This window comes from Paenibacillus solani, from assembly GCF_001277345.1.
Lineage (GTDB): Bacteria > Bacillota > Bacilli > Paenibacillales > Paenibacillaceae > Paenibacillus_AQ > Paenibacillus_AQ solani.
In genome coordinates, this window is sequence record NZ_LIUT01000008.1 from 433,588 (window position 1) to 459,443 (window position 25,856).

Annotated in this window: 26 protein-coding genes and 1 pseudogene; 19 read left to right on the top strand and 8 right to left on the bottom strand. The window is 49.0% G+C overall.

Annotated features, from left to right (window positions below):
• The first annotated feature begins 61 nt into the window (after positions 1 to 61).
• Positions 62 to 1,123, top strand: coding sequence for a dual-specificity RNA methyltransferase RlmN (gene rlmN, locus AM231_RS26025; RefSeq protein WP_054405263.1), 1,062 nt, complete (start codon positions 62 to 64; stop codon positions 1,121 to 1,123).
• A 145-nt stretch (positions 1,124 to 1,268) separates the two neighbouring features.
• The gene (locus AM231_RS26030) at positions 1,269 to 1,739 is read left to right on the top strand and encodes a hypothetical protein (RefSeq protein WP_054405264.1); all 471 of its coding nucleotides are present in this window, start codon (positions 1,269 to 1,271) and stop codon (positions 1,737 to 1,739) included.
• Positions 1,740 to 1,832: 93 nt separating this feature from the next.
• Here AM231_RS26030 and AM231_RS26035 read toward each other — a convergent pair whose 3' ends face one another.
• A complete protein-coding gene (locus AM231_RS26035) occupies positions 1,833 to 2,420 on the bottom strand; it encodes a hypothetical protein (RefSeq protein WP_423212952.1) in 588 nt (195 codons plus the stop codon).
• A gap of 223 nt (positions 2,421 to 2,643) precedes the next feature.
• Here AM231_RS26035 and AM231_RS26040 point away from each other — a divergent pair, with 223 nt between their 5' ends.
• From AM231_RS26040 to AM231_RS26055, 4 genes are all read left to right on the top strand, one after another.
• Positions 2,644 to 2,937 carry a DUF6509 family protein gene (locus tag AM231_RS26040; RefSeq protein WP_054405265.1) on the top strand — a complete coding sequence of 98 codons (294 nt, stop codon included), beginning with the start codon at positions 2,644 to 2,646 and terminating at the stop codon, positions 2,935 to 2,937.
• 508 nt (positions 2,938 to 3,445) lie between these two features.
• Complete coding sequence (gene mphI / locus AM231_RS26045; protein WP_054405266.1) at positions 3,446 to 4,387, top strand: macrolide 2'-phosphotransferase MphI; 942 nt, start codon at positions 3,446 to 3,448, stop codon at positions 4,385 to 4,387.
• Between the two features lie 250 nt (positions 4,388 to 4,637).
• Positions 4,638 to 5,174 carry a GNAT family N-acetyltransferase gene (locus AM231_RS26050; protein ID WP_053490982.1) on the top strand — a complete coding sequence of 179 codons (537 nt, stop codon included), beginning with the start codon at positions 4,638 to 4,640 and terminating at the stop codon, positions 5,172 to 5,174.
• A 446-nt stretch (positions 5,175 to 5,620) separates the two neighbouring features.
• Positions 5,621 to 6,442, top strand: coding sequence for a GNAT family N-acetyltransferase (locus AM231_RS26055; protein WP_054405267.1), 822 nt, complete (start codon positions 5,621 to 5,623; stop codon positions 6,440 to 6,442).
• A gap of 58 nt (positions 6,443 to 6,500) precedes the next feature.
• On the opposite strand, the gene AM231_RS26060 is transcribed toward AM231_RS26055, so the two are convergent.
• Positions 6,501 to 7,391 carry a LysR family transcriptional regulator gene (locus AM231_RS26060; protein WP_054405268.1) on the bottom strand — a complete coding sequence of 297 codons (891 nt, stop codon included), beginning with the start codon at positions 7,389 to 7,391 and terminating at the stop codon, positions 6,501 to 6,503.
• A 127-nt stretch (positions 7,392 to 7,518) separates the two neighbouring features.
• On the opposite strand from AM231_RS26060, the gene AM231_RS26065 reads away from it, so the two are divergent.
• The 4 genes from AM231_RS26065 to AM231_RS26080 all read left to right on the top strand — a co-directional run bounded on the left by AM231_RS26065 (position 7,519) and on the right by AM231_RS26080 (position 12,100).
• Entirely contained in the window at positions 7,519 to 8,595 is a 1,077-nt protein-coding gene (locus AM231_RS26065; RefSeq protein WP_053490985.1) for a branched-chain amino acid aminotransferase, read from the top strand.
• Positions 8,596 to 8,718: 123 nt separating this feature from the next.
• A complete protein-coding gene (locus tag AM231_RS26070) occupies positions 8,719 to 9,615 on the top strand; it encodes an AraC family transcriptional regulator (RefSeq protein WP_054405269.1) in 897 nt (298 codons plus the stop codon).
• Between the two features lie 109 nt (positions 9,616 to 9,724).
• On the top strand, positions 9,725 to 10,708 hold the full coding sequence (locus tag AM231_RS26075; protein ID WP_054405270.1) for an N-acetylglucosamine kinase: 984 nt from the start codon (positions 9,725 to 9,727) through the stop codon (positions 10,706 to 10,708).
• Positions 10,709 to 10,783: 75 nt separating this feature from the next.
• Positions 10,784 to 12,100, top strand: a complete 1,317-nt coding sequence (locus AM231_RS26080) for a 6-phospho-beta-glucosidase (protein ID WP_053490988.1) — start codon at positions 10,784 to 10,786, stop codon at positions 12,098 to 12,100.
• Between the two features lie 54 nt (positions 12,101 to 12,154).
• Here the strand turns inward: AM231_RS26080 and AM231_RS30590 are convergent.
• The 3 genes and pseudogenes from AM231_RS30590 to AM231_RS26090 all read right to left on the bottom strand — a co-directional run.
• Positions 12,155 to 12,237 (bottom strand): annotated as a pseudogene (locus AM231_RS30590) (recombinase family protein); the annotation flags it as partial.
• A 121-nt stretch (positions 12,238 to 12,358) separates the two neighbouring features.
• Positions 12,359 to 12,754 carry a hypothetical protein gene (locus tag AM231_RS26085; protein ID WP_053490989.1) on the bottom strand — a complete coding sequence of 132 codons (396 nt, stop codon included), beginning with the start codon at positions 12,752 to 12,754 and terminating at the stop codon, positions 12,359 to 12,361.
• 29 nt (positions 12,755 to 12,783) lie between these two features.
• The gene (locus AM231_RS26090) at positions 12,784 to 13,725 is read right to left on the bottom strand and encodes an NADP-dependent oxidoreductase (protein ID WP_054405271.1); all 942 of its coding nucleotides are present in this window, start codon (positions 13,723 to 13,725) and stop codon (positions 12,784 to 12,786) included.
• 143 nt (positions 13,726 to 13,868) lie between these two features.
• On the opposite strand from AM231_RS26090, the gene AM231_RS26095 reads away from it, so the two are divergent.
• From AM231_RS26095 to AM231_RS26125, 7 genes are all read left to right on the top strand, one after another.
• Entirely contained in the window at positions 13,869 to 14,219 is a 351-nt protein-coding gene (locus tag AM231_RS26095) for a winged helix-turn-helix transcriptional regulator (RefSeq protein WP_054405272.1), read from the top strand.
• A 433-nt stretch (positions 14,220 to 14,652) separates the two neighbouring features.
• A complete protein-coding gene (locus AM231_RS26100; RefSeq protein WP_053490991.1) occupies positions 14,653 to 14,976 on the top strand; it encodes a metal-sensitive transcriptional regulator in 324 nt (107 codons plus the stop codon).
• Positions 14,977 to 15,235: 259 nt separating this feature from the next.
• The gene (locus tag AM231_RS26105; RefSeq protein ID WP_054405273.1) at positions 15,236 to 15,436 is read left to right on the top strand and encodes a cation transporter; all 201 of its coding nucleotides are present in this window, start codon (positions 15,236 to 15,238) and stop codon (positions 15,434 to 15,436) included.
• Between the two features lie 36 nt (positions 15,437 to 15,472).
• Positions 15,473 to 17,905, top strand: a complete 2,433-nt coding sequence (locus AM231_RS26110; RefSeq protein ID WP_054405274.1) for a heavy metal translocating P-type ATPase — start codon at positions 15,473 to 15,475, stop codon at positions 17,903 to 17,905.
• Positions 17,906 to 17,931: 26 nt separating this feature from the next.
• Positions 17,932 to 18,573 (top strand): NAD(P)/FAD-dependent oxidoreductase, encoded by a 642-nt coding sequence (locus tag AM231_RS26115; protein WP_054405275.1) that lies wholly within the window; start codon positions 17,932 to 17,934, stop codon positions 18,571 to 18,573.
• Between the two features lie 249 nt (positions 18,574 to 18,822).
• On the top strand, positions 18,823 to 19,260 hold the full coding sequence (locus AM231_RS26120) for a MarR family winged helix-turn-helix transcriptional regulator (protein WP_054405276.1): 438 nt from the start codon (positions 18,823 to 18,825) through the stop codon (positions 19,258 to 19,260).
• 23 nt (positions 19,261 to 19,283) lie between these two features.
• Positions 19,284 to 20,036 (top strand): SDR family NAD(P)-dependent oxidoreductase, encoded by a 753-nt coding sequence (locus tag AM231_RS26125; RefSeq protein WP_053490996.1) that lies wholly within the window; start codon positions 19,284 to 19,286, stop codon positions 20,034 to 20,036.
• Positions 20,037 to 20,241: 205 nt separating this feature from the next.
• Here AM231_RS26125 and AM231_RS26130 read toward each other — a convergent pair whose 3' ends face one another.
• The gene (locus AM231_RS26130; protein ID WP_165593474.1) at positions 20,242 to 21,246 is read right to left on the bottom strand and encodes a serine hydrolase domain-containing protein; all 1,005 of its coding nucleotides are present in this window, start codon (positions 21,244 to 21,246) and stop codon (positions 20,242 to 20,244) included.
• 141 nt (positions 21,247 to 21,387) lie between these two features.
• Entirely contained in the window at positions 21,388 to 22,425 is a 1,038-nt protein-coding gene (locus tag AM231_RS26135; RefSeq protein ID WP_054405278.1) for an LLM class flavin-dependent oxidoreductase, read from the bottom strand.
• A gap of 339 nt (positions 22,426 to 22,764) precedes the next feature.
• On the opposite strand from AM231_RS26135, the gene AM231_RS26140 reads away from it, so the two are divergent.
• The gene (locus tag AM231_RS26140; protein ID WP_054405279.1) at positions 22,765 to 23,514 is read left to right on the top strand and encodes a glycerophosphodiester phosphodiesterase; all 750 of its coding nucleotides are present in this window, start codon (positions 22,765 to 22,767) and stop codon (positions 23,512 to 23,514) included.
• A gap of 30 nt (positions 23,515 to 23,544) precedes the next feature.
• On the opposite strand, the gene AM231_RS26145 is transcribed toward AM231_RS26140, so the two are convergent.
• On the bottom strand, positions 23,545 to 24,678 hold the full coding sequence (locus tag AM231_RS26145) for an ROK family transcriptional regulator (protein ID WP_242615313.1): 1,134 nt from the start codon (positions 24,676 to 24,678) through the stop codon (positions 23,545 to 23,547).
• A 304-nt stretch (positions 24,679 to 24,982) separates the two neighbouring features.
• Here AM231_RS26145 and AM231_RS26150 point away from each other — a divergent pair, with 304 nt between their 5' ends.
• Complete coding sequence (locus AM231_RS26150; RefSeq protein WP_053491001.1) at positions 24,983 to 25,726, top strand: HAD family hydrolase; 744 nt, start codon at positions 24,983 to 24,985, stop codon at positions 25,724 to 25,726.
• Positions 25,727 to 25,856 lie beyond the last annotated feature (130 nt).

The window sequence follows — 25,856 nt, forward strand, 5'->3', positions numbered from 1 at the left end:
TGTTCGCTGCGGAATTTTGGGACAATAAAGAGCGGACTATGAATAGAAAGAGGACCTATCTATGAACAAACCATCCATTTATGGATTAACTTTAGATCAGTTGACAGCTTGGCTTGGCGAGCGTGGACATAAGAAGTTTCGGGCAACACAAGTGTGGGAATGGCTTTACCGGAAGCGGGTCACGGCTTTTTCCGATATGACGGATGTGAATCCGGAATGCTTGCAGCTGCTCTCGGATCATTATACGATTCTGACCTTGGCAGAGCATACCAAGCAGGAATCGCAGGACGGGACTGTGAAGTTCCTGTTTAGGCTGGTAGACGGAAACCTGATCGAGACAGTATTAATGCGGCATAAATTCGGCTTGTCGGTCTGCGTGACGACCCAGGTGGGCTGTAATATCGGCTGCAGCTTCTGTGCGAGCGGCCTCTTGAAGAAGAGCAGAGATCTGACCGCAGCGGAGATTGTGGAGCAGGTCATGCAGGTTCAGCTTCACTTGGATCAGAGAGGCAAAGACGAGCGGGTCAGCCATCTTGTGGTGATGGGAATCGGAGAGCCGTTCGATAATTATGAGAACATGTCCAATTTCATCCGCGTGATCAAGGATCACAAGGGCCTCGCGATCGGTCCGCGTCATATTACGGTATCGACCAGCGGACTGGCTAACAAAATCGTCGAGTTTGCAGACAGCGATCTGGGAGTAAACCTTGCCATCTCCCTGCATGCGCCGAATGACGAGATTCGGACCCGCATCATGAAGATCAACAAAGCGATCCCGATCGAGAAGCTGATGGTAGCGATTGATTATTATCTGGAGAAAACGAATCGCCGGATCACGCTGGAGTACATCCTGCTGAAGGATGTGAACGATCAGCGGGAACACGCGCTTGAACTGGCAGAGCTTGTAGGCGAGCGCCGTAATCTGGCTAATGTAAACCTCATTCCATACAACCCGGTCGATGAGCACAGCCAGTACCAACGTAGCACCAAGGAATCGATAACTGCCTTTTACGATACGTTGAAGAAACAGGGCATCAGCTGCAGTGTCCGGCTTGAGCATGGCACCGATATCGACGCGGCCTGCGGACAGCTGCGCAGCAAGCAGATTAAGAAAGCCCAGTAAGATCTGCATAAACTACAATTCTTGGAGAGTGTATACGCTCCGTGGATTATAAAGATGAAAGAGCGTATCCATCCCTTGGGTAGGCTCTTTCTGATTAGAAGCACCTGATGGCTATAAAATATCAATGGAGAGGACGAATCTTAACATGCCGGAGATCCATCCCATCGTCAAAAAACTGCAATTCAAAGACCTCGGCCAGCCGGTTCTGATGCTAAACGCACCGCAGGCCTATCAAGAGGTCATTGATTCCCTGCAGGGAGAGGTTCATACAGAGCCTGAGCAGGCACCTTATGATTTCGTACAAGTTTTCGGGACAAGCAATGAAGAGTTACGGGAGCTGGCCAAAGGAGCTGCCGGAAGTGTGGCTGACGACGGCCTGCTCTGGTTGTGCTACCCCAAGAAGTCGTCCAAAACCTACAAGAATTCCGACTGCAGCCGGGAGAGCATAGCGGGCATTCTTGCTGATCAGGGCTATGAGCCTGTCCGCCAAATTGCCATAGATGAGGATTGGTCCGCCCTGCGATTCCGCAAGGTGGAGTTGATTAAGAAGATGTCCCGATCGTTTGCCGTTACCGTAGAGGGGAAGGAACGGACTGGACTGGAAAATGATAAATGATGTTAAGCATCCACAGGCTTACGTCAGACCGATACTTGAGTGAAGTGACAGTCAAAATATAAAAAAATGACCCTCGAGGGTCATTTTGTCTTATTAATATGTTCTTCTCTTCTTGCGATGGTCATGCCTGAATTTCCACTCGTGGCCCTTAAACTTGCGGCTGCGATGCTTTATGTCTGTGTTGATCGCCTTGCTGCCGCTGCCTCCGCCGACGGCGTGCTGTTGTCTGGTGCTGCGGCTTTCAATCGCGGAATTGGTGCCGCCTGTGCTGGATTTGCCGGCGCCACTGGCGATTTGTGTGGCCGAGGCATTTTTGCTTCCTTTCGGAAGCTTTACAACTTGCTTGTTAATGACGAGTACCACTTCTTTTTGGTGTTTTATATGCTTGCCGGCGTGCTTTGAATGATGCTTCACTGAGCGATCCTTAGAGAAGTGGCCCTTGCCATCCTTCAGCCCCAAATTTTTGGCGATTCCACCAGCACCGACGCTTTGCTGCTGGTATGTGTTGGGGGAGTGGATTGCTGCGTTGTTTCCGGCTGCACTGTTTTTGCCGGCCCCACTGGCAATTTGAGTGGTATTGGGCGCATTGGTGAATTGATCATTTACGACAATAACGAACCTTCCTATCCCGCCAAGGGGCGATTTTACGGTGAATCGTTGTTTGCCCTTCTCTACCGTGATGGTCAGATGTTTCTGCTTCGACACGCGATTCATCTCCTTCTTCTCAGGTGGCATCTTCATCATCGTAATTGATTTGCCTGCAGTTTATAAGAGGTATACGCTGATCGGGAAGAAGATGGGGAAAGAGCCTGGGTTATTTCTAGCAGCAGAAGCAGTGATAGAAGAGTGTAAGAAAGGTTGTTCTATTGTGTATAATAGGTAGAGTTATAGAAAGGATGGGAATATGTTAACAATTCAGGAATATAGCGTAGAATTGGTGAAGGATCCCTTTGGCATCTTGGCGGGCAAACGCTTTGAGTTTGTATGTGATTTGGACGTTCCGGAAGATGATGAGCTTTACTCGGAGCATGGCGTTTATTTGCGGGTGATCTATCTGGATGATGAAGAGCGTTCGCGAATTGTGAAATACGACTTCTATGAGCGGACAACGGATCAGTATCTGGATTTCGATATGGAGCCCGAGGAAGAGGAAGAGCTGCTGACTTTTTGCAGAGAGCATGCTCAGGAAGAGGCTTAAGCTTTTAGGCAAGACGATGCGGTAAAATAGGCCAATGCGGGCTTCATGATGTTCTTGTCGGATCTGGCGTGTTATGTGTCACAAAGAAAAGCGTCAAATTGCTCAGAAGGTCTTGCGAAGATTTCATGGTTTTGGTAAAGTTATACACAACTTATGATGAACGGAGGGTTACGTATGTTGGATTATTCCCGATTGAGATCTTTTCGCGGCTAATGAAATAGCGCTAAAGAGACCTGCACAGCTGCAGGGTAATCGGGATGGGTCCGTCTTTTTTACGTAGCCCATTTTTATGGTATGTCTATAGCAATGCATGTTTTGTCATATGCGGGATAGAGGTGTCTTCACCATCCCTGTATTTGAACATGTATTCGATGTAGGCATTTCCGGGAACGGCGGACAGTAAAGATCCGTTCCGGTTACCCAGCACAGGCAGCTCGATGTCTGTGCTTTTTTTGTTGTTATAACTGCCTATTACGATTCGATGAAATATGAAAGGGATGGATTCCTTATGACAATAGCAAAGCCCAATGACGATTATACGCAAGTGATTCAAGAGATGCTGGAGATAGCCGGGGAGCACGGGGTGAATTTGAATCCCATAGGGATTGAGATGAATGAATCCGGGATGGACTTTCTTGTTGGATTTGCGGAGGAGGCCAAGACCGGGGCCAGGTGGATTCTGCGTAAGCCGAGAAGAATGGATGTGCTGGAAAGGGCGGATAATGAGGCGCGGGTGCTGAAGCTGATCAAGCCTCATCTGCCGGTCGACGTGCCGGATTGGCGCATATATACGCCGGAACTCATCGCCTACCCGCTGCTTGACGGGCAGCCTGCCGCTTCTGTCAGCATGGAAGGGTATGCATGGAATATGGATTCCGAGAATCCGGGTGAGCCATTCGTTCACTCCTTGGCTGAGGCGCTGGTCGCCCTGCATGGAATCGACCACGAAGCAGCCCGAGCTGCAGGCCTGCGGGTAAAGACTCCCCGAGAGGTTCGCGAGGAAACAGCCCGAAACATGGAGGACATCAAAAGCCGCTTGGGCGTCTCCGATGCGTTATGGGAGAGGTGGCAGAAGTGGCTGGGAGAAGACTCCTACTGGCCAACGCATTCCGCACTGATCCATGGGGATCTTCATCCACCGCATATCCTTCTTGATGAGCGCGTGCAGGTTACGGGACTTCTGGATTGGACAGAGTCGGAAGTAGCCAGTTCCGCCAAAGATTTCGTGCTGTACTACGCCATATACGGTGAGCATAATCTCCGTGCCCTATTGGAACGGTATGAACAAGCGGGAGGAAAGGTATGGCCGCGCATGTTCGACCATATCGTCGAACAGCATGCCGCGTATCCCGTGCTGATCGCCCAGTTCGCACTTCTCACGGGCCAGGAAGAATATATGGCGATGGCGCGGAATGCGCTGGGCTTGAATGAGCAAGCTTCTTCGAATTAAAAGGACTGTTATAGACGAGATACCCGATACAGCTTGATTCCGCAAAATTGAAAAGGGCCGACCGATGCAAACATTCGGTTGGCTCTTTCATGATATAAATGAACAGAATTCAACATAATTTTGGATGAGCCGTAGGACATATAATAAAATCATGATGAGATTTACATACCTGTAAACCTCTTGGAAGAATAATTATGTTATCCTAGACATACTAACGGTACAAACATCATTCATTAGGGAGGGATTGACCGTGAATATTGAGGTACGTTTATGCCCGAAGGAACAGTCTTATATTCTGCATAACATCTATCCACTGTACTTGCATGACATTGCTGAGATATGGGGGATCCGCCCTAACCGGTTCGGTATATTCGAAAAAGAGGATATACCGACTCTGACCGAACAGAGCAAACAGCTCGATGTTTGGTGGGAACAGCCGTCCGTTCTTTTTCCTTATTTGATTACCGTGGATAACATTGCAGCCGGATTAGCTCTGGTGTCGACCGGGCCGCAGGTTCCATCACGGAATATCCAGTATTACTTAAGCGACTTTTTTGTGCTTCGGACTTTTCGAAGACAGGGTGTAGCCCAACGAGCGGCTGAACTTGTGTTCGATCAGTTCCAAGGTACATGGGAGCTGCAGACCAATCCAACTGAGCGCAATATGAGCACCCAAATCTTTTGGCGCAAAACCTTGAATACATATACGGGTGGGAGGTATACAGAGCATGATGGCGTTCACCCGGAAAAAGGGGATGTGCTGGTCCTTCGCTTTAACAACAAATAAGAATGGAATTTTGGAGCAAACCATCCCTAGAAAGAACAGGGCTTGACAGCTCGGGGATACCGGGATTACACTGAATTAAATTTTTCAAAATGCTAGGATGAGGAAGCCGAAATTCGCAACCTCAGCTGGATCAGAGAACTGCTGGGTGGTGAGAAGCAGTCAGCAAGCGATACATGGCCATCACCTCGGAGCAGATCGGCCGATCGTTTATGTCTTGAGGCGTATTCGGGTTACCCTGCCGTTATCATGGGGCATCATTGATGGATGATGACTAGAGTGCGTGCCGGATTGTTCCGGGGCGAATCAGGGTGGTAACGCGGAAGACAAGGTCTCCGTCCCTACAAGGGGCGGGGCTTTTTTGTATTCTCTGTGGTCAGGACAAGACGCCCGGATGATGGATTGCAGGCGGCATGGGTCTGAACTAGGAAAAGAGAGGGAGTGCGAATATGCTGGAGCGATTGCTGCCACAGGATGAGGCGCTTTGCCGAGAAGAGTTTATTCAGAATGAAGTGCCGTACAATCTGATTCATCTCATAACTGGATTACCGGAAAGTGTATGCCTCAAATCGATCGACGGACGCATGATTTATGCCGGATCTCCCCGTGCAAATGCCTGGTTATGGATATCCCCAGGAGTTTCCGGCGATATGCGCCAGCATTTACTTCAAGAACTGCTGAGCGAGCTGGGGGAGATGATTCTGCCAGGAGTAACCGGGGAACTGGTGGTAGCGGAACAGTTTGCAAGCTGTTATGCAGAATATCATCGCGGAGCTTATCGCCGTCATATGACAATGGAGTCATACCATGCTCCTAACGTAAGGCGTCCACCTTTTGTCGAGGGGATGATCCGGCGGGCCGGCGTGGAGGATACCCAGCAAGTGGCGAAGTTTCTGGTGGGATTCTCGGAGGATGCTTACGGCGTCCGTGTTAGTGCAGCTACTCAGCTTGAAACCGCCGGACGACTCATCCGGGAAGGCGGATTGTATTTATGGATGGTCGGCGGCAAAGTCGTATCCATGGCCAATATCGCCCACCGGTCGCCAAGGCATGGTCGCATAAACGCAGTGTATACGCCGAGGGGTGAACGAAAAAAGGGATATGCCAGTGCATTGGTTGCGGAACTTGGTCTATCCCTGCTGCAGGAGGGATTAGTGCCGATGCTGTATGCTGATCAGGCCAATCCGCATTCCAATCGATTGTATCAAAATATAGGCTTTAGCAGGTGCGGGGAGATCGCAGACTTTAAATTCGCTTCCAGGGAAACATAATTGCAGCAAGCCCCAAAGCTTGGCAAAAAGCCGGGGAAGACGAAGGCATCAACAAATGTTATTCTATAAAGGTAGCTATAAAATGCCGGGCGCGATTGGATAGGACATGATCTCTGAGCCAGACAATGCCTACATCGGATTGGAAATCCGCGCTCGTGATCGGCAGAGTCCGAATGTTGGGGATCGAGAAGGAAGACATGACCGATTCGGGCAGAATCGTGGCACCAATGCCTTCTGCTACCAGCGCAACGATGATGGCGACGCTGGAACATTCACATAGGACGCGTGGCTCAAGCTCGCTGCGCTTGAACTCTTGAATGACCCGCTCATGCATGCCGATCGTCTGATCGGTTTTTAAGGACAAGAAGGGGTAATCCGCCAGCTCGCGCATCGAGATTTCGCACTGGGAGGACGCGCTTTCCCAGCTGCTTGGAATAACCGCGACGAATGGGTCGGAGGGCAGAGGCTGAACGGCATAACGTTCTGGTCCGAAGCTGGATTCGAAGGGAAGCCTGGTCACCGCGAGCTCGATATTGCGTTTGTCGAGTTGATCGGCCAGCAGGGAATGATCGCCTTCCCGGATTTTGAAGGTGACCTCGGGATATTGCTGCCGAAAGATATGGATGCGCTGGGGCAGGAGCGAAATACAGGAGACCACCGCGCCGATGGAGAGCATACCGCGAATTCCAGCATGAATTTCTTTCACCTCGGTGAGTGTTTCATTGAATTGGTTTAGCAGGGACGCAGCTCTATTTTGCAGCAGCTCGCCTGCATGGGTAAGCTGAAGCTGCTTGCCACTGCGCTCAAACAGCAGCACGCCAAGCTCTTCCTCCATCTGTTTCAGCTGGCGGCTTAATGGAGGCTGCTCCATATTGAGCTGTTTCGCTGCACGTGTGATCTGCCCTTCCTGCGCTATGGTTAGGAAATATCGCAGCTGCCGGATATCCATGGATATTTACCCCCTATTTCCATACCTTAAAGGTATGGTATACCTATAAATCAGATATTTTTAATATAGAGTATCGATTGATATGATTCAACTAATAACGTTTGCGAAAATAAGGAGATGTGTGCACATGACTTACCCGATATCCGTGGAATTAACGACCAACCCGAAGGAGAAGCCAAGCCATCATAAACAGGCTTTTGGCACGGTATTTACGGACCATATGTTTATGCTCGACTATGACGCCGGTCAAGGCTGGCATGATCCACGCATCGTTCCATATCAGCCGATCGAGCTGGACCCTGCTGCCAAGGTATTTCACTACGGGCAGACTGTATTTGAGGGCTTGAAAGCGTACCTGACGGAAGATCAGCGAATTCTTATGTTCCGTCCGAACAAGAATATTCAGCGGCTGAACCTGTCCAACCAACGCCTGAGCATTCCAACGTTGGATGAGGAGCTTGTTATGGAAGCACTTAAGCAGCTCGTACTCGTAGACCGCGAATGGATTCCTTCCGAGCCGGGCACGTCACTCTATATTCGTCCATTTGTCATCGCAACCGAGCCGGTGCTGGGCGTAGCCCCATCCCTGCAATACAAATTCATGATTATCCTGTCGGTGGTCGGTTCATATTATGCGGAAGGCATTAACCCGGTCAGCATATACGTCGAGCCGAAATATGTGCGCGCCGTAGCCGGGGGTGTGGGCAATGCCAAGACAGCCGGCAACTATGCAGCAGGATTGAAGGCGCAGGATGAAGCCACCCTGAAGGGATATTCCCAGGTGCTGTGGCTCGATGGTGTACATCGCAAGTATATTGAGGAAGTTGGAAGCATGAACGTGTTCTTCAAGCTTGGCGATAAGGTAGTAACTCCGGCATTAAACGGAAGCATCCTGGACGGGGTTACCCGAAATTCAGTCATCCAGCTGCTTCAGCATTGGAACATCCCCGTAGAAGAACGGGCCTTGTCCATCGATGAAATCGTGGAGGCTCACCGCAGTGGCTTATTGACCGAGGCTTTCGGTACTGGTACGGCAGCAGTCATTTCACCGATCGGTTCACTGGAGTGGCAGGATGAGCAATTGGTGATTGGCGAAGGAACGACCGGGGAGCTGTCCAAACGCGTTTATGATGCCATCACAGGCATCCAGCTCGGAACGGTAGAAGATCCATTCGGTTGGGCCGTGGAGCTACCCTTATCTTAAATAACTTATAGGACTCGCCCCTGCATGGATGGGGCGGGTCCTTTTTTTCTTCATGCAGGCCATGTTACGATGTGGGTAAAATCTTGACACGATGATGTATGAAGGCATGGAGGTGCTTTTTTAATGGATCGTCCGCAGAGCGTCGTTCCTGACGCGATCGATTTTTTGAATGCTGCATTTCCTTTTACCGCGTCGACCACGCGCGGCATATTTGCCGGGGCCCAGCGCCTGCATTGGCATCATGCGCTGGAGCTGAATTATATACAGAGCGGCACCGGATTTATTCTGATAAACGGAGTGAAGCTGCCTTTTCAGCAGGGAGATATTATTTTTATCAACAGTAATGATCTGCACCGGGCGTATGAGACGGAGAATCTGGTGATGGGTGTAATTATGTTCGAGCCATCCCTGCTGTCCATTGATCTCAAGTTTGATCCGGATCTGATGACTCCCTTTCGTTCGCTCGGGAGCGTAGACAGGCACTCTCCGGTACATGGTGAATTGGCCCGGCTGCTTCAGCGTATGATGGAGGAAAATGAAGCGCGGGGTACCGCCTACAGGAGTCTCATCCGTTCGGATCTTATCCGCTTCTTAAGTCTGGCAAACCGCCATCTGTCGCCTCCGATTCAGGAGGACAGGCCGATCAAGGGGAGAGGGATGCATGTGCTAAAAGAGGTTCTCCGCACGATGGAGCTTCATCTGGACTACAGCTGGACGCTGCAGGAGCTGTCGGATCTAACGCATCTGAGTCCTTCCCGATTCAGCGCCCTGTTCCAGCAGGCGGTCGGGACCTCACCGCATTATTATCTGATTCAGCTGCGCTTAACGCATGCTGTGCACCTGCTCGAGACGACGGATCAGAAGATTATCGAGATTGCGGAAACGTGTGGATTTCGGAATCTGTCCAATTTTAATCGCCTGTTCAAGCAGCATGTTGGCGCGTCGCCAAGTGAGATTCGGGAGCGTGCGTTTGCGGGCAATCCCGTGCTCCCTTTCCCAGCGAATCTAAGGAAACAGTAAGATAGTATCACTCCTTAATGCTATACCAGTAGATGGCTCATCATGGAAACGGTATCTTGAATATATACCACCACATGATGCGCTGTAAGGCGGGTAGGAGTGAAAATCCATGAGTTTATATCTGGGTGTAGATGCCGGCGGCAGCAAGACACACGCTGTAATCTGTGATAAACAAGGGAATATTCTCGGCAAGGGTGAATCCGGTAACGGAAACCACCAGATTGACCGTGAACATGCAGCCCGTAACATTGAGGAAGCCTGTAAAACGGCTCTCCAAGAGGCTGGAACTGCTAAGGAAGATATCAATTTTGCCTATTTTGGCTTGGCTGGAGCGGATCGGGAAGCTGATTATGAGATCCTGAGGCCGATGATCGCGGCTCTCGGTTTTCCTAAACATGCTATCGCCTGCGATACCATTATAGGGATGAGAGCTGGCACAAGCCGACCGTATGGCGCTGCGTTGATCTGCGGTACGGGCTTTAACAGCGCGGCCCGCAACCGTAGGGGGGAGGAGCTGCAATATGGCGGCTTCGGTTTCATGTATGGTGATGGACACGCGGGGGGATCCGGGTTTGCAAAGCTGGCTTTTCGAGCGGTCATCCGGGAGTGGGATGAACGGGGACCAGCAACCTTATTAACACCTCTTGTCCTGGAACAGATGGGATATACGTCCGTTGAACCCATGTATGAGGATGTCCTTTACGGTAATACGAAGGTTCCGCCAAGTCTGGTGAAGACGTTGTTTCAGGCAGCCGAAGCGGGCGACGGGGTAGCGATCCGAATTCTTGAGACTGAAGGTGAAGAGCTGGCCAATGCAGTATGTACGCTGATTCGGAGGTTGGACATGAAAGATGACGCCTTCGACATTGTCTATATCGGCAGCGTGCTGAACAGGCCGAACAGCTCGATCCTGACGGATGCGATCGAACGGATCGTAGCGATCCGGGCACCTCATGCATCTTGCGTAAGGCTTACATCCGATCCGGTTTCCGGCGCGCTTCTGTGCGCAATGGATGCAGACGGTCATATCATAGATGCGGCGACGGAGGCCAAACTGAAGGCATTTACGTTTGAGCAGGTAACGACAGCCTGATCAGCATAGCGTTGTAATAGAGCGTGATACATCTTGATAGTAATTAATTGATATCATACCTTGGAGGCGATTAACATGGCAGCAGGATTGAAGATAGCGGTCATTGGGGGAGGATCCTCCTATACCCCGGAAATTGTTGAGGGTTTCATTCGCAATTATGAGCAGATGCCGATTCGCGAACTATGGTTCGTTGATATTGAAGAGGGCAAGCATAAGCTGGAGATTGTGGGCAATCTGGCCAAACGTATGGTTAAGGAGTCGGGTCTGCCGATTGATGTTCACCTGACGCTGGATCGCAGAGAGGCGATTGCGGGTGCTGATTTTGTGACGACCCAGATGCGTGTTGGTTTGCTGGCAGCACGGAAGCAGGATGAGCATATTCCGATCATGCACGGTGTTATTGGCCAAGAAACGACAGGTCCCGGCGGTATGCTAAAAGCGCTGCGCACGGTTCCGGTCATCCTGGACATTTGCCGGGATATCGAGGAGCTGGCCCCAAATGCGTGGATGCTGAACTTCACAAATCCGGCAGGCATTGTTACCGAGGCGGTTGCGAAGCACAGTAAGGTAAAATCCGTCGGTCTGTGCAACTCGCCGATTAACTTCCAGAAATTCCTGGCAGCCGAGTATGGCGTGTCGGAGAAGGATGTTCTGGCTGAGTTTGTCGGGATCAACCATCTTCACTGGGTAACATCGGCAATTGTTAACGGGGAAGAGAAGATGCCGGAACTGCTGGACGGCGGCAAGTCGTATACGGCGAAGAACGTGCCAACCTTCGGTTGGGATGCAGACTTTATCCGTTCACTTGGAGCTATTCCGACGTATTATCTTAAATATTTCTATATGACGGATACGATGTTCGAGGATATGAAGGCATCGCTGGAGAAGGACGGAACCAGAGCGGACGTGGTGAGCCGGGTTGAGGAGGAGCTGTTTGAGCTCTACAAGGATGAGAATTTAGCTGTAAAGCCGAAGCAGCTGGAGCAGCGAGGCGGCGCCTATTATTCGGAAGCGGCTGTTAATCTGATGACGTCGATCTACAATGACCGCCATGACATCCAGACGCTGAATGTTTCCAATGGCACGATCTATGACTTCTTGCCTGCGGATGCCAGCATTGAGATCAATTGTGTCGTAACAGGCCAGGGTCCAATCCCGCTTGCGCCACAGCATGTGCCTTCGCATGTGAAAGGCCTGATGCACGCGGTGAAAGTGTATGAACAATTGACGATTGAAGCGGCCCTAACCGGTGATCGCGGAATTGCACTGCAAGCGTTGGTGCATCATCCGCTGGTGCCGTCCGTAAGTGTGGCCAAAGAGCTACTCGACGAAATGTTAGAGGCGAATAAAAAATATTTGCCGGCTTTCTTTAAGCCGGAGGCCGTTCTGTAGAATGTTTTATGCAAGGAATCGGGAACTGAGCGTTATAGAACTAACGGGTGCGTTCTGTGGGCGATCCTTTCTAGATCCGGCCATTTTTCATTATAAATCTTTCCTACTCTAAATTGTGTAAGTGCATCAATTTGCATATCCAAGTTTTGTTCCTCCGTACTAACGAGTGCTTGAGAAGTTTGAAATCTTGAAAAATGGATTGTTTTAACACTAAAAGCCGCCCATAGAAGGGCGGCTTTCCATATAATCTAAAAAAATTCACTTTTTTAATGAGTTCATGATTAAACCAAAATTTTCTTCGAAATTTTTGTACGGATTCACATTTTTATGACCATAAACCTTCGTAGCATAGCTCGCAAAGTTCAGACCGGCACCATAAATTTGTAATGCTCCATTTGCTAGATCACCTTTTTGAATAAGTTCAATTCCGTCTTTTAAGAAGTTTTCACTTTCTTCAAGGTGACAATCCGTAATATATTTATCTCCACTGTGATATAACTTTAAATTCCCGATGATTTTATTTGCTGTTTCTTCACTAATTGAGGCGTCTACATTAATTAATAATTGGTTAATTGGCTTTACAAGTTTAGCATATTGACTATCATATTTTTCACAAGTATCAGCAATTACATTTCTTAATTCTTTTGAATTCATATTAATCTTCTCCTTGCTATTTATATTTATTAAATAGAACTAACTTCCAATAGTATTCTTCCTCTAGCATGTCCTGTTTCACTTTTTTCATGTGCATCTTTCACTTCACATAATGGATAAACTTTTTCAATTTCCGATGAAATTTTACCGTCAGCAAGTAATTGAGCAATGGTTTTTAAATCGTCCGTTGTTGCTTGGCCTGTATTAAAGTGTACTTCAATGCCCATTTCTTCTGCTTTTTCTGAGGAAAGAGGTTGTGTAAGGCTAACTAATGTTCCACCTATTTTCACGACCTCCCAAGATTGCGCCAACGTTTTTCCACCAACAGCGTCAATAACTAAGTCGAATTCTTCAACAACATCTTCAAATGCTGTCTTAGTATAATCAATCACTTCATCTGCACCTAAAGATTTTACAAATTCAATGTTATTGGTTGAAGTTGTGCCAACAACCTTCGCTCCGTGCAATTTAGCGAGTTGCACAGCAAATTGTCCTACCCCTCCAGCAGCAGCGTGAATCAAAACTTTTTGATTAGGTTGTAATTTTCCTTCACTAAATAATGCTTTCCATGCAGGAGCAGCACCTGCAGCAATAGTAGCAGCACTTTCAAAAGTTAATCCGTTAGGCATAGGTATTATATTTTTCTCAGTGGAAAGCGTATATTCAGTGTAACCACCATTCGAAGTAGTACCGAATACAGCTTGACCTACTTTAAATTTTTTTACGCCGCCTCCAACTTTTTCAACTACACCTGAAATTGAACCTCCAGGGATATAAGGGAAAGTTTTAGGAAACACACTATGCAATAACCCTTTACGCATTTTCCAATCAAACGGAGTTACAGTTGCATATCGGACGTTTATTAGAACCTCATTGTCTTTTGGTTCTGGACGCTCGATACTTTCGCGTTTCAGAACATCAGTGTTTCCATAATGATGTACTCTAATAGCACTCATTACTGATGAAGACATACAGTTCAACTCCTATTTCATTTTACCAGCTGGTTTTTTAAGGCCTAATCAAATATTATATTAGTGGGACCATTTATAAAAGTAGTATTATTTTTATGACATAGTCACAAAAAAAGAACTATTGTGTAATGGAGGTGCTTCTCATGAGTTTAAATAAAAAGACAACGCCAAACTTACCTGAAAATAATTGCTCTGTCTCGTATACACAGCGATTAATTGCAGGAAGATGGAAATTAGTTATTATGTGGCATTTAAGCAAAGAAACCAGACGTTTCAACCAACTCCAAAAGCTTTTACCTGGTGTTTCAAAAGGGATCCTAACTAGACAACTAAGGGAAATGGAGGAAGATGGATTAGTTCATAGAGAAGTCTATAAAGAAGTCCCACCGAAAGTTGAATACTCTTTAACAAAAGAAGGACAAGATTTCCTCCCAATACTCACAAGTATGGGGAATTGGGGAGCAAAGCATAGAGAAAAACAAGAAAAACAATAAATAAGATTCATTAATGAAAACCAAAGAACACGTTCTCAGTTCTACAAAGATATTCAGGACTTGCCTGTCAAAATGCAGCAAGATACATATGTTGAATTTGATACAGGTGCTTTTTTCCTGAACTAACGTAAGGAAATACGAATTTGTTATGATTTTAAAGTATAACACCGGATTCGTAACTGATCAGAGCTCCTCGAGGTCCATACACTTGAACGTCTATGAATGGACCTTTATTTCCATTACGGACCGGATGGTTGAGGAATTCTTGAAGACACTGCCAGTAGATCTTCATCGCCACAAACTATCAAATATAAGATAAGCGAGGCTGTAGACCTGATTCGGGCATGGATACTTTATAGGGAGGGGGGCTATATGTTATAATAAGAATAGGGTTAGAATAAGAGGGAGTACCGTGATCAAGGGGGGAATGGGTGTGACAACTGAAAATCATCAACATGATGCATGTGCAGTGACGGGTGAGCGGAAGAGCCATCATTCAGACAAAACGAAAAGCAATCTGGTTAGCCGGTTAAACCGGATCGAAGGCCAGATTCGCGGCGTCAAAGGCTTAATTGAGAAGGATACGTACTGTGACGATGTATTAAACCAGATCTCCTCGATCCAGTCGGCACTGAACGGCGTCAGCAGATTGCTGCTTGAGCATCATATGAAGAGCTGTGTGGTTGAGCGCCTGCAGGAAGGTGACGATGATGTCATTACCGAGCTGTTAACCACGATGAACAAGTTAATGAAGTAACCGAATTGCATCTCTATGCGATCGATCTTCCGGTTAGGAATAGAATCCATGAAACTGCCACCTGCTTGAAGGTGGCAGTTTGTGTTTATTAAGGGGATAAATATCAGGCAGGATGCGCTTTACATCATCGCAGGAGTTCTTTTTTCAGAAAAATGGAGAAAACCCATTGACTAATTATAGGGTAGGGGGGTATACTAACATCAAGCAAAGCAAACAACAGCTTCATTCAATATCAAATTCCCTAAAGGAGAGATTTTATATGGAACAGGTAACAATAAAAGTAGAAGGCATATCCTGCATGCATTGCGTAAATTCAATAGAAGGAGCACTGAAGGAGCAGAACATCGAGGGACGTGTAGATCTGAAAGCAGGCACCGTTTCTGTAAATTATGATGCAAGCAAATTCAACTTGGACCAAATCAAAGAAATCATCGAAGAACAAGGATATCACGTAATTTAACCAAACAGCACGAGGATGAAGAGGGGTGAGGAGAAGATGGAAGCAGGAGCAACAGCAGAGCAGAAGAAAGCGTCGCTGCAGTTAACGGGGATGACATGTGCCGCCTGTGCGAATCGAATTGAGAAGGGCCTTAGCAAGATGGAGGGCGTGCAGGAGGCGAACGTGAACTTTGCGTTGGAGAAAGCAGCGGTTACGTTTGACCCGAGTGTGGTCACGGTCCAGCAGATGGAAGAGAAAATCGAAAAGCTGGGCTACGGAACAGCGAAGGAAACGGTAGACCTGCAGTTGATTGGCATGTACTGTGCTGCCTGTGCTACGAAAATCGAGAAGGTAGTTAGCAAGATGCCGGGCGTAAGCCAGGCCAATGTCAACTTTGCGCTGGAGACGGCTCGAGTAGAGTTCAATCCCGCTGAGGTCAGCCTTGGCGATATTCAGCAGCGTGTTGAGAAGCTCGGGTATCAGGCCGTTCCCAAACAGGAGACGCTCGACCAGGAAGGACATCGTAAAGAGGCGATCACGAAGCAAAAGCGCAAGCTACTTATATCGGCCATTCTGTCGCTGCCGCTGCTCTGGGCCATGGTGAGCCATTTCTCCTTCACTTCGTGGATCTGGATGCCGGATCTGTTCATGAACCCTTGGTTCCAGCTGATCTTGGCAACGCCTGTGCAGTTTTTTATCGGGAAACAGTTCTATGTAGGGGCCTATAAAGCGCTCCGCAACAAAAGTGCCAATATGGACGTACTTGTCTCACTTGGCACCTCGGCGGCATACTTCTACAGTCTATATCTAACGATTGATTGGGCTGTGGCTGGAGCCAACCTGCATCATGGACCCGAAATGTATTACGAAACAAGCGCGGTTCTGATTACGCTGGTTATTATGGGTAAACTGTTCGAATCTTTGGCCAAAGGCCGCACCTCGGAAGCGATCAAAACGCTGATGGGCCTTCAAGCCAAAACGGCGCTCGTCATTCGGGACGGTCAGGAGATGACCATTCCGGTTGAGCAGGTCATGGTGGGCGATCACGTATTAGTGAAGCCGGGTGAGAAAATTCCGGTGGATGGTAAAGTGGTGGAGGGCACATCCGCGGTGGATGAGTCGATGCTGACGGGTGAAAGCATTCCGGTAGAGAAAAAAGCAGGCGATGCGGTTATTGGCGCAACGATTAACAAGAACGGACGCCTGATGCTTGAGGCAACGAAGGTGGGCAAGGAGACAGCCTTGGCCCAAATCATCAAGGTAGTCGAGGAAGCACAGGGCTCCAAGGCTCCCATTCAGCGGGTGGCGGATGTCATTTCAGGCATCTTTGTTCCGATCGTGGTCGGCATTGCCATTGTTGCCTTCCTTGTATGGTATTTCTGGGTAACTCCGGGCAACTTTGCCCATTCATTAGAGATCGCCATTGCGATATTGGTTATCGCTTGTCCATGTGCACTGGGTCTGGCTACACCAACCTCCATTATGGCTGGTTCAGGCCGCGCTGCAGAGCTGGGCGTTTTGTTCAAGGGCGGAGAGCATCTGGAGTCGACCCACAAAATCGATACCATTATTCTGGATAAAACCGGAACAGTTACGAAGGGTAAACCTGAACTAACTGATGTGGAAGTAAATCAATTGGATGAAGAACTATTCTTGCAGCTGGTCGGATCAGCGGAGAAGAGCTCCGAGCATCCGCTTGCCGAAGCCATCGTTACCGGAATTGAAGCAAGAGGAATACGGCTTCCGGCTACCGAGCATTTTGAAGCCATTCCGGGCTACGGCATCCGTGCCCATGTTGAGGGACGGGAAGTGCTGGTCGGTACACGCAAGCTGATGGCGCAGCATCATGTGCCGGTAGATTCGGTCCTTGCCAGAATGTCGGAGCTGGAGACCGAAGGCAAGACAGCGATGCTTGCGGCGGTGGATGGCCAATATGCAGGCCTCGTGGCCGTAGCGGATACAATTAAAGAGACTTCCCGGTCTGCCGTAGCCAGACTGAAGGAAATGGGTATAGATGTCATCATGATTACCGGGGATAATGAACGCACGGCCCAGGCTATCGCGAAGCAGGTCGGTATTGACCATGTCCGTGCAGAGGTACTGCCGGAAGGCAAAGCGGATGAAGTGAAGAAGCTCCAGCAGCAGGGCAAGAAGGTCGCAATGGTCGGCGACGGCATCAACGATGCACCGGCTCTTGCGATGGCTGATATCGGCATGGCCATTGGCACAGGTACCGATGTTGCGATGGAAGCTGCAGATGTTACCTTGATGAAGGGTGATCTGAACAGCATTCCGGATGCGATCTATATGAGCCGCAAAACGATGAGCAATATTCGTCAGAATCTGTTCTGGGCACTTGGCTATAACTCGCTCGGTATTCCGATCGCTGCGATCGGGCTTCTGGCACCTTGGGTGGCAGGGGCTGCCATGGCACTTAGCTCCGTGTCAGTCGTGTTGAATGCTCTTCGTCTGCAGCGAATGAAAGTATAAAGCGATCGGATGGGAGTGTATAGATCATGGCAAGACAGAAATTTGCGGTGACACCCGGTTTTGAGGTGGGCGGGACGCTGTTTCGTCCCGAGCAGCTGGCCATGCTGGGTACGATCATTGGAGAGGATGCCCGCGTGGAGATGACCACCTTCAAGCAGCTATATGTGGAGATGGATGAAGACCGGGTGGAGGAAGCCAAGGTCAAGCTGGAAACGGTAGGGCTTCAAGTTCACCCCTCGGGATTTGTTTCCAAGAGCCTGATTACCTGTAATTTTTGCCGCGGGGCAGAGGATTCGGGCTTGGATGTTGCAGCGATGCTGGATGAAGTCATCGCTGATCATCCTGTACCTAATCCGCTCAAGATCGGGTATGCTGGCTGCGCGCTCGGTACGAGTGAACCGCTGCTTAAAGATATTGCGGTGATTAAGATGAAGGACTTCTATGATATCTATGTGGGCGGAGAGCCAAGAGGGTTAAAGGCAGCGCTGGCAAAGCCGCTGCACACGGGGTTGTCGCCAGAAATGCTAGCCCCGACAATTCTGAAGCTGATCACCATATATCAGGAGACGGGTAAGAAAAAAGAAAAGTTCTCGCGATTCGTAGATCGCATAACACTTGAGAAACTGCGGGAGTTAACGCGATACGAGCAGTCGGCTCATACCGGGTAACCGGGACATAAGGCATCACCTGCGGGTGGTGTCTTTTTTCGTAGGAACAGACCAGCTGGAACTTCAAGGTAGAAGGCGAATGGCAAAGGAAACCCGATACGGCATTTTCTTGGAGTTGACGAGCGTATGAGAGAAGGTATACAATCTAATCGTTAAAAGCTTTTAACTATTTAATATCATGATATATTGGATGATGGACTTCATACATCGAGGTGATGAGCACTGGATAAAAGAGAACAATTATCTCATATGGCGGCACGTCAGATGATGACACTCGTGGCGAACTACGCCAAGATCCTGGACAGCGATCTGTCAGGTCCTCAGTACGTTGTGCTTCATACCTTGGCCTATGAGGGACAGCAGACCAGTTCGTATTTTTCCAACATCTTGAATGTTACGCTCTCTGCCGTGACTAACCTCAGTAACAAGCTGGTCAAAAAGGGTTATATTGAACGCATTACGTCAAGTGAGGATCGGCGTCAGGTTTATCTTAGAATTACAGAGCTGGGACGTGATGTGGAAGCTCGAATGATCGCGAAATATCGTGAATTGAATGAAGGTTTATGGTCGGATTTCTCGGATCAGGAGATGGATGTGTTAATCGCTTCCTATGAGAAGATGATTGAGCATTTGCAGCTCAGGAACAGGCAATCCAAGAATGAGGGCACAACCAATGACGAACAATGACTAACATTTCAGGAGGTATTCCCATGGGGAGATTAGCTAATAAGGTAGCGGTGATTACGGGTGCAGCAGGCGGTATGGGTAAAGCTGACGCTCTTTTGTTTGTGAAAGAAGGGGCTAAGGTTGCGATTACGGACCTTCAGGAAGATAAACTGAAAGACGTCGTAGCTGAGATTGAAGCGCTGGGCGGCGAAGCCATCGGAATCAAGCATAACGTTGCTTCTGAAGAAGACTGGGTTCGTGTCGTAGACGAAACCGTCAAGAAATTCGGTAAGATTGATATTCTGGTGAACAATGCCGGTATCTCCAACGCTACGCCATTCATGGATATGACGGTAGAAGGCTGGGAGAAGACGATGACGATTAACGTTACGAGCATTTTCCTTGGTCAAAAATATGTCATTCCGCATATGATCGAAGCGGGAGGCGGCTCCATTATCAACATCTCGTCCATCGCTGGCCTGACAGGCGGCAGCGGCGCAGGTCCTTACACGGCAAGTAAAGGTGCTGTGCGCATGCTCACCAAAGCAACAGCCGTTGACTTTGCGAAACACAATATTCGTTGCAACTCCGTTCACCCGGGCTTTATTGAAACGCCAATGACCGTCGATATGTTTAAGGATGAAAAAATGGCGCAGTGGTTCCAATCCATGACTCCACTTCCACGCCTGGGTAAAGCCGAAGATATCGCCAATGGGGTCCTCTTCCTGGCTTCTGACGAATCCTCATACATTACCGGTGTGGAGCTTCCGATTGATGGCGGCTATTACGCGAAATAAGGATTGATATTACCTGCAAGCGATAGGCCGATGTCTATCTATAGTCCATGGACAGCCTGAAGATTATAGCGGTACAAGTTTCGTCAGACCTGCATTATATTTCATCAAGGGAGTGTAACTAAAAGACCAGTCCAGCACGGAATTCCGCGCTTGACTGGTCTTTTCTGTTGGGGATGGAAGCGGCATTCTGCCATCTAATCGCTTACTAGATGGCACCTTCCGAATGCAAGATCCCCGCAATATGTTGCCCGACATGAGTCACGTCCTGCAATATATTGCTGAGCACGATGACGGTAGCCTTGGTTTCCGGGAACCTCATCAAAATGGAAGTGAATCCGGGAATGCCGCCGGTATGGCCCGTCATCTTGCCATATGGCGTATCCTGAATGATCCAGCCGCAGCCATATGAACTACCTTCATCGCCTTTATGAGGTGTCATCATATCGTCCAAGAGAGGCTGAGGGAGCAGCTTGTCCGTATACAAGGCTTGGTCCCACAAATATATATCCTCGGCGGTGGAAATGAGCCCTCCGGCCGCATAGGCATTGGAAGGGTGAAGGTTATAGCTATTTATTAATAATCCACTAGAATCCATCTCGTAGCCGGATGCTCGCAGCGGGATAATTGGCTTGGGATCATCCAGCCTGGTATTCACCATGCCCAGAGGGTTAAATATATGATCCGCGATGTAATCGCCATAACTTTGGTTTGACACTTGTTCAATCAAAGCTCCGAGAAGAACGTATCCGGAATTGGAATATTGATAATTTTCGCCGGGTTCGTATTCTAGATCCATGTTGGAGAAACGATTCAATAATTCCTCGGTAGTTGATGGCAATGAGGCCCAATCCAGTAAATTCTCATCATCCGTATAGTTGGCAATTCCGGATGTATGCGTCAGCAGATGATGGACTGTAATACGGTCTCCGTCTTTTTGATGGGGAAAATAAGGGCCTATTGTATCATTAAAAGCCAGCTTCCCCTCCGCAATAAGCTGTATTACACCTACTGCAGTTATGGTCTTGGTCACAGATCCGATACGAAAGGCGGTATCCGATGTATTATCAACATGAAGCTCTATATTAGCTTTGCCGTAGCCGCCTTTGAATAATAAAGAGCCTTGTCTTGCAGCCAAGACAGAACCGCTGAATTTATGGTCCTGGGCAAGCGAACTCAGATAGGCATCTATCTGTTCCTGTACGTTCGTCAAATCCTCATCCCCCCGCATAATTAATAGTATAGCCTCATCATAAGGATAATTTTGGAATAGGGCAATTGTAGATATGAAAAAGACCTATCCGCTCATCACATGGACGGATAGGTCTTAGTTTTACCAAATGAGGAGCTTCTCTTACTGGATGCCGACGGCATCCGCCAGCAGCTCATAAGAGCGCAGGCGCGCCTGATGATCATAGATCGCGGCGGCGACAATGATCTCGTCGGCGTCCGTGGATTGCTGGAATTGTTCCAGCTGCGCCCGGACTGTAGCCGGACTGCCGATCGCGGAGAAACTGAGCTGGCGCTTCACGATTGCCTGTTCTTGCAGGTTCCACAGCTCATCCATGCTGTCCACCGGCGGGCTGAGCTGGCCGGTGCGTCCCCGGATGATATTCAGGAATTGCTGATACGCCGAGGTGGCAAGCCGCTGGGCTTCTTCATCCGTATCGGCACAGATAACGTTCACGCCGATCATGGCATAAGGCTTGCTTAGCTCGGCAGAAGGGTGGAAGCTGGTGCGATACAGATCAAGCGCAGGCATCAGGTAATCGGGAGCAAAGTGGCTTGCAAAAGAGAATGGAAGCCCCAGCTGTCCTGCCAGCTGTGCGCTGAAGCCGCTGGAGCCGAGCAGCCAAATCGGAATATGCAGGCCTTCACCAGGAATCGCCCGGATGCGCATGGACGAGCCGGAGGTAGGCTGAAAGTAATTTCGCAGCTCGCCGAGACGATCCGGGAAATCCTGGCCGTCACTGCCGGGACCCCGGCGAAGCGCCCGGGATGTGAGCTGATCCGATCCAGGCGCACGTCCAAGACCCAGGTCGATTCGACCCGGATACAACGATTCGAGCGTGCCGAACTGCTCGGCGATGACAAGCGGAGCATGGTTTGGCAGCATAATTCCGCCAGAGCCAACACGGATCTTGCTCGTGCCTCCGGCCACATGGCCAATAACGACCGACGTAGCGGAGCTGGCAATCCCCGGCATATTGTGATGCTCGGCAAGCCAGTAACGGTTATAGCCCCACTTCTCGGCATGCTGAGCCAGATCGAGCGTATTCTTCAGGGACTGCGCAGCAGTGCTGCCTGCGGTAATCGGCGCTAGATCCAGGATGGAAATCGGGATATCTTGAAGCGTTTTGGGCGCTGTATGATGAAGATTGGATTCTGTCATAGAGAATGACCTCCTTATTCTTGTGCAGTACGGCAGCAGTATTTATATAGGAGAAGCCATCCAGCTGAGTGGATGCCAACTATGAATATCCGTTTATTATAGATATCCTATATAACCATTATTATATACCTACTTAATCTATAAGAAAAATACACATCATTAATGGGATTTAAAGAGAAGCCTGGCTGTCTATAATATATGCTTTTCCTGCATGTCCCAGAAAAAAAGATTGCCATTGCCACGTGGATATTCATATAATAGCAATTAATCAATTTATTTGATTATCATATTGGATACCATTAGAAGGTACTCTCAAACCATAAAGGGGCGAAGTGAAGAATGTTAAAACAGCAGCCGTTAATCATCGCTCATCGGGGTGCAAAAGGAGAAGCGCCAGAGAATACGCTGGCAGCATTTAAGCTGGGGATGGACCAGGGGTGCGATGCCATTGAGCTGGACATCCATCTGACCTCGGACCGCCATATCGTTGTCATCCATGATGCAACCGTAGATCGAACCTCGACAGGGAGCGGTGAAGTGCAAGCGATGACGCTGGCTGAATTGAAAAAGCTGGATACAGGGATCTGGTTTTCGGAAGCGTTTGCAGGTGAGGAAATCCCTACGCTCGCGGAGGTATTGGAACTTGTGCCGCCCAAGATCATGATTAATATCGAGATGAAGGGAACTCCCGGGGAAACCGGATTAGTTCAAGTATTAGTGGACCTTCTTCGGGAGAAGCAGCGAATAGACAGCGTGGTGGTCTCATCCTTTGATCATGCTGCCCTGTATAAATTGAAGGAGCTGGAGCCAAGTTTGCGTATTGGATTGCTGTACATGAAGGAACGGTTGTCTCCAGCAGATGTGAAGCGTGAAGCACTTGCTGAGATCTTTTCCCTGCATCCTCATCGTGAATGGATAACGCCTGAATATGTGGCTGAAGCACTGGAGCAGGGATGGATTCTGTACCCTTGGACAGTGAACGAAGAGGACCAGCTCCGTGAGATGCTGTCTGCCGGCGTAGCCGGCATGATCACCGATTATCCTGGACGACTTCGCCGCATGCTGGACCATGCTGAATCCACTCTATAACCACAAGGGGAGCAGCAGCCAGCAAGCAGCTTATAATGAGCCGGGAATGGAAGGCGCAGCGAAAACATGCCTGAGCACCAGCGAAGCGGCGAGCTCGGTTTCCTCCGGCATCTCACGTTGATGGATGATGTTCACTTTACGGCAGGTTTCCGGAATCATGCCGGGTATGCTGGATTGCAGCTCCGGAACGAGGGTATCCGCAAAGGCTTCCATCACTTTGCCAGTCAGCATGACATGGTCAGGATTGAGGAACGTGATGACATTGCCAATGGCCATTTTGAGTGCCTCTGCGATTTTGCTATACAGCTCAAGGCTCGCAGGCTCCTGATTACGCACCTTGGCTTCGAATAGGTCTAGCCCTATTCCGAAGTTTCGCATGAGTCCACTTTCTGATGCTATGGTGGTTAGACATCCCATGGAGCCGCAGTGGCAGAGTAGGGCGTCCTCGCCGCTAAAGGACTTGTAGTGCCCGAACTCACCGGCTACAAAGTTAGTTCCCGTAACAAGCTGCTTGTCCACCATGATGGCACCGCCAATGCCCCAATCGATCATCAGCGTGATGTTATGATCAGAATTGGCTAAGCAGCCATTCATGCTCTCATTAAGAGCAAGCAGATTCACATCATTTTCTACATAGACGGGAAAACCGTATTTGCTTTCAAGAGGTTCACGGATGGTAAGAGGCGTCCAGCCTAGACCGGGTGGGCGCAGGATGACGCCGTGATGGGAATCCACCAGGCCGTGTACGCAGATGCCAATCCCTTTCAGCCGGCTAGTGTCAGGGGTCTGTCCGATAATTTCGTCAATTATGGAGCAGACGGTTTCTAGCACATGCTCTCTGTGCTCGAATTTATTAACACGACGTTCTAGGCGAACAAGACGGTGGTATTGGAAATTGTACAGAGCCCCGCGAATGAGCTTGCCGCTGATCTCAATCCCGATAGTATACATCTCGGCACTGTTTACCATTAATGGAACGCGTTTTCGTCCCACCAAGCTTTCTACAGGCTCTCCCTGCTTCACGATATCCTCCTGAAGGAGCCGGTTTACGATATTGGTGACGGTCTGCTGGGTTAATCCGGATTTTTGGGCAAGCTCAACACGGGAGATGGGCCCTTCCGTATAAATAAGATGAAGCACTTTTTGTTGGTTTTGTGATTTCATGATTGCATGACTTGCCGTTTTTCCTGGCGACATCGGACCATCAACCTCGTTTTAATATAGACTAGGGCAGGGGGATCTAAGACAGCCGCTGCTCCACGATACGCATAGTGTATCATTGGCCCTTAAGATTTGAATAGAGGGACATACAATTAATCCAATTATTTGAGAAAATAGAACTTTATATATTGTTGATATTGATCCCTGCTTGTTTGCACTAGGGAGCAATCTGATCACCTTAACCTTATCGTACGTCTTATTGACATGCGATACCTTCATTACATTGTAACCAAAGGAGAACAGACATATGGGAAACTACAAAATGCTTGCGCTGGATCTGGATGGCACTACCCTGAATGAGGAGGGCATCGTTACGGATACGACCCGATATTGGATCCGTAAAGCCGTCGATTCGGGTGTCACGGTCATTTTCTCGACGGGGCGCGGGATGCAGACAGTGTCTGATTTATGGAGCGGTCTTGAAATGACCGGACCGATGGTGCTTCTTAACGGGGCCGAGCTGTGGACTGGAAGGGAGCAGCTGTGCGAGCGGCATTTCCTGAAGGAAGAGGAGATACGAAAGCTGCACAAGCTCGCTCAAGAGGCGGACGCCCATTTTTGGGGATACAGCGTGGAGAGCTTGACTAGCCGCAAAAGCTGGACGGACGAGATGTTTGCCCGGAAATGGATGAAGTTTGGCATGCGTCATGCGGATCCTTCGGTTATAGCCGAGCTGCGACAGCTGGCGGCACAGCTGGATACGATTGAGATTTCCCGTTCGGCGGCCCTTAATATGGAGATTTCTCCACTCGGGATATCCAAGGAATCGGGTGTCCGCAAAATATGCAGCCTGCTCGGCTATGACATGAGCGAGGTGATGGCCATCGGGGACAATATGAACGATTACCGTCTCCTGCGGGCCGCCAGGCTTGGGGTAGCTATGGGAAATGCGGATGAAGAGCTGAAGACAGTCGCCGATGTGCAGACGGACACAAATACGAAGGATGGCGTGGCCAAGGCGATACAGCGTTATATTTTCGAGATCGCTTAGGGTAGTGATACGAATAAGCGGTGCAGCTTCAATCTCCATCGGCTCTATGAACTGGACGAGAGAATGGAACTATTGGAGCTTACAGATGCAACAGGACAACCCTGGGCGGCGCAGCGGAATAGAATATAAC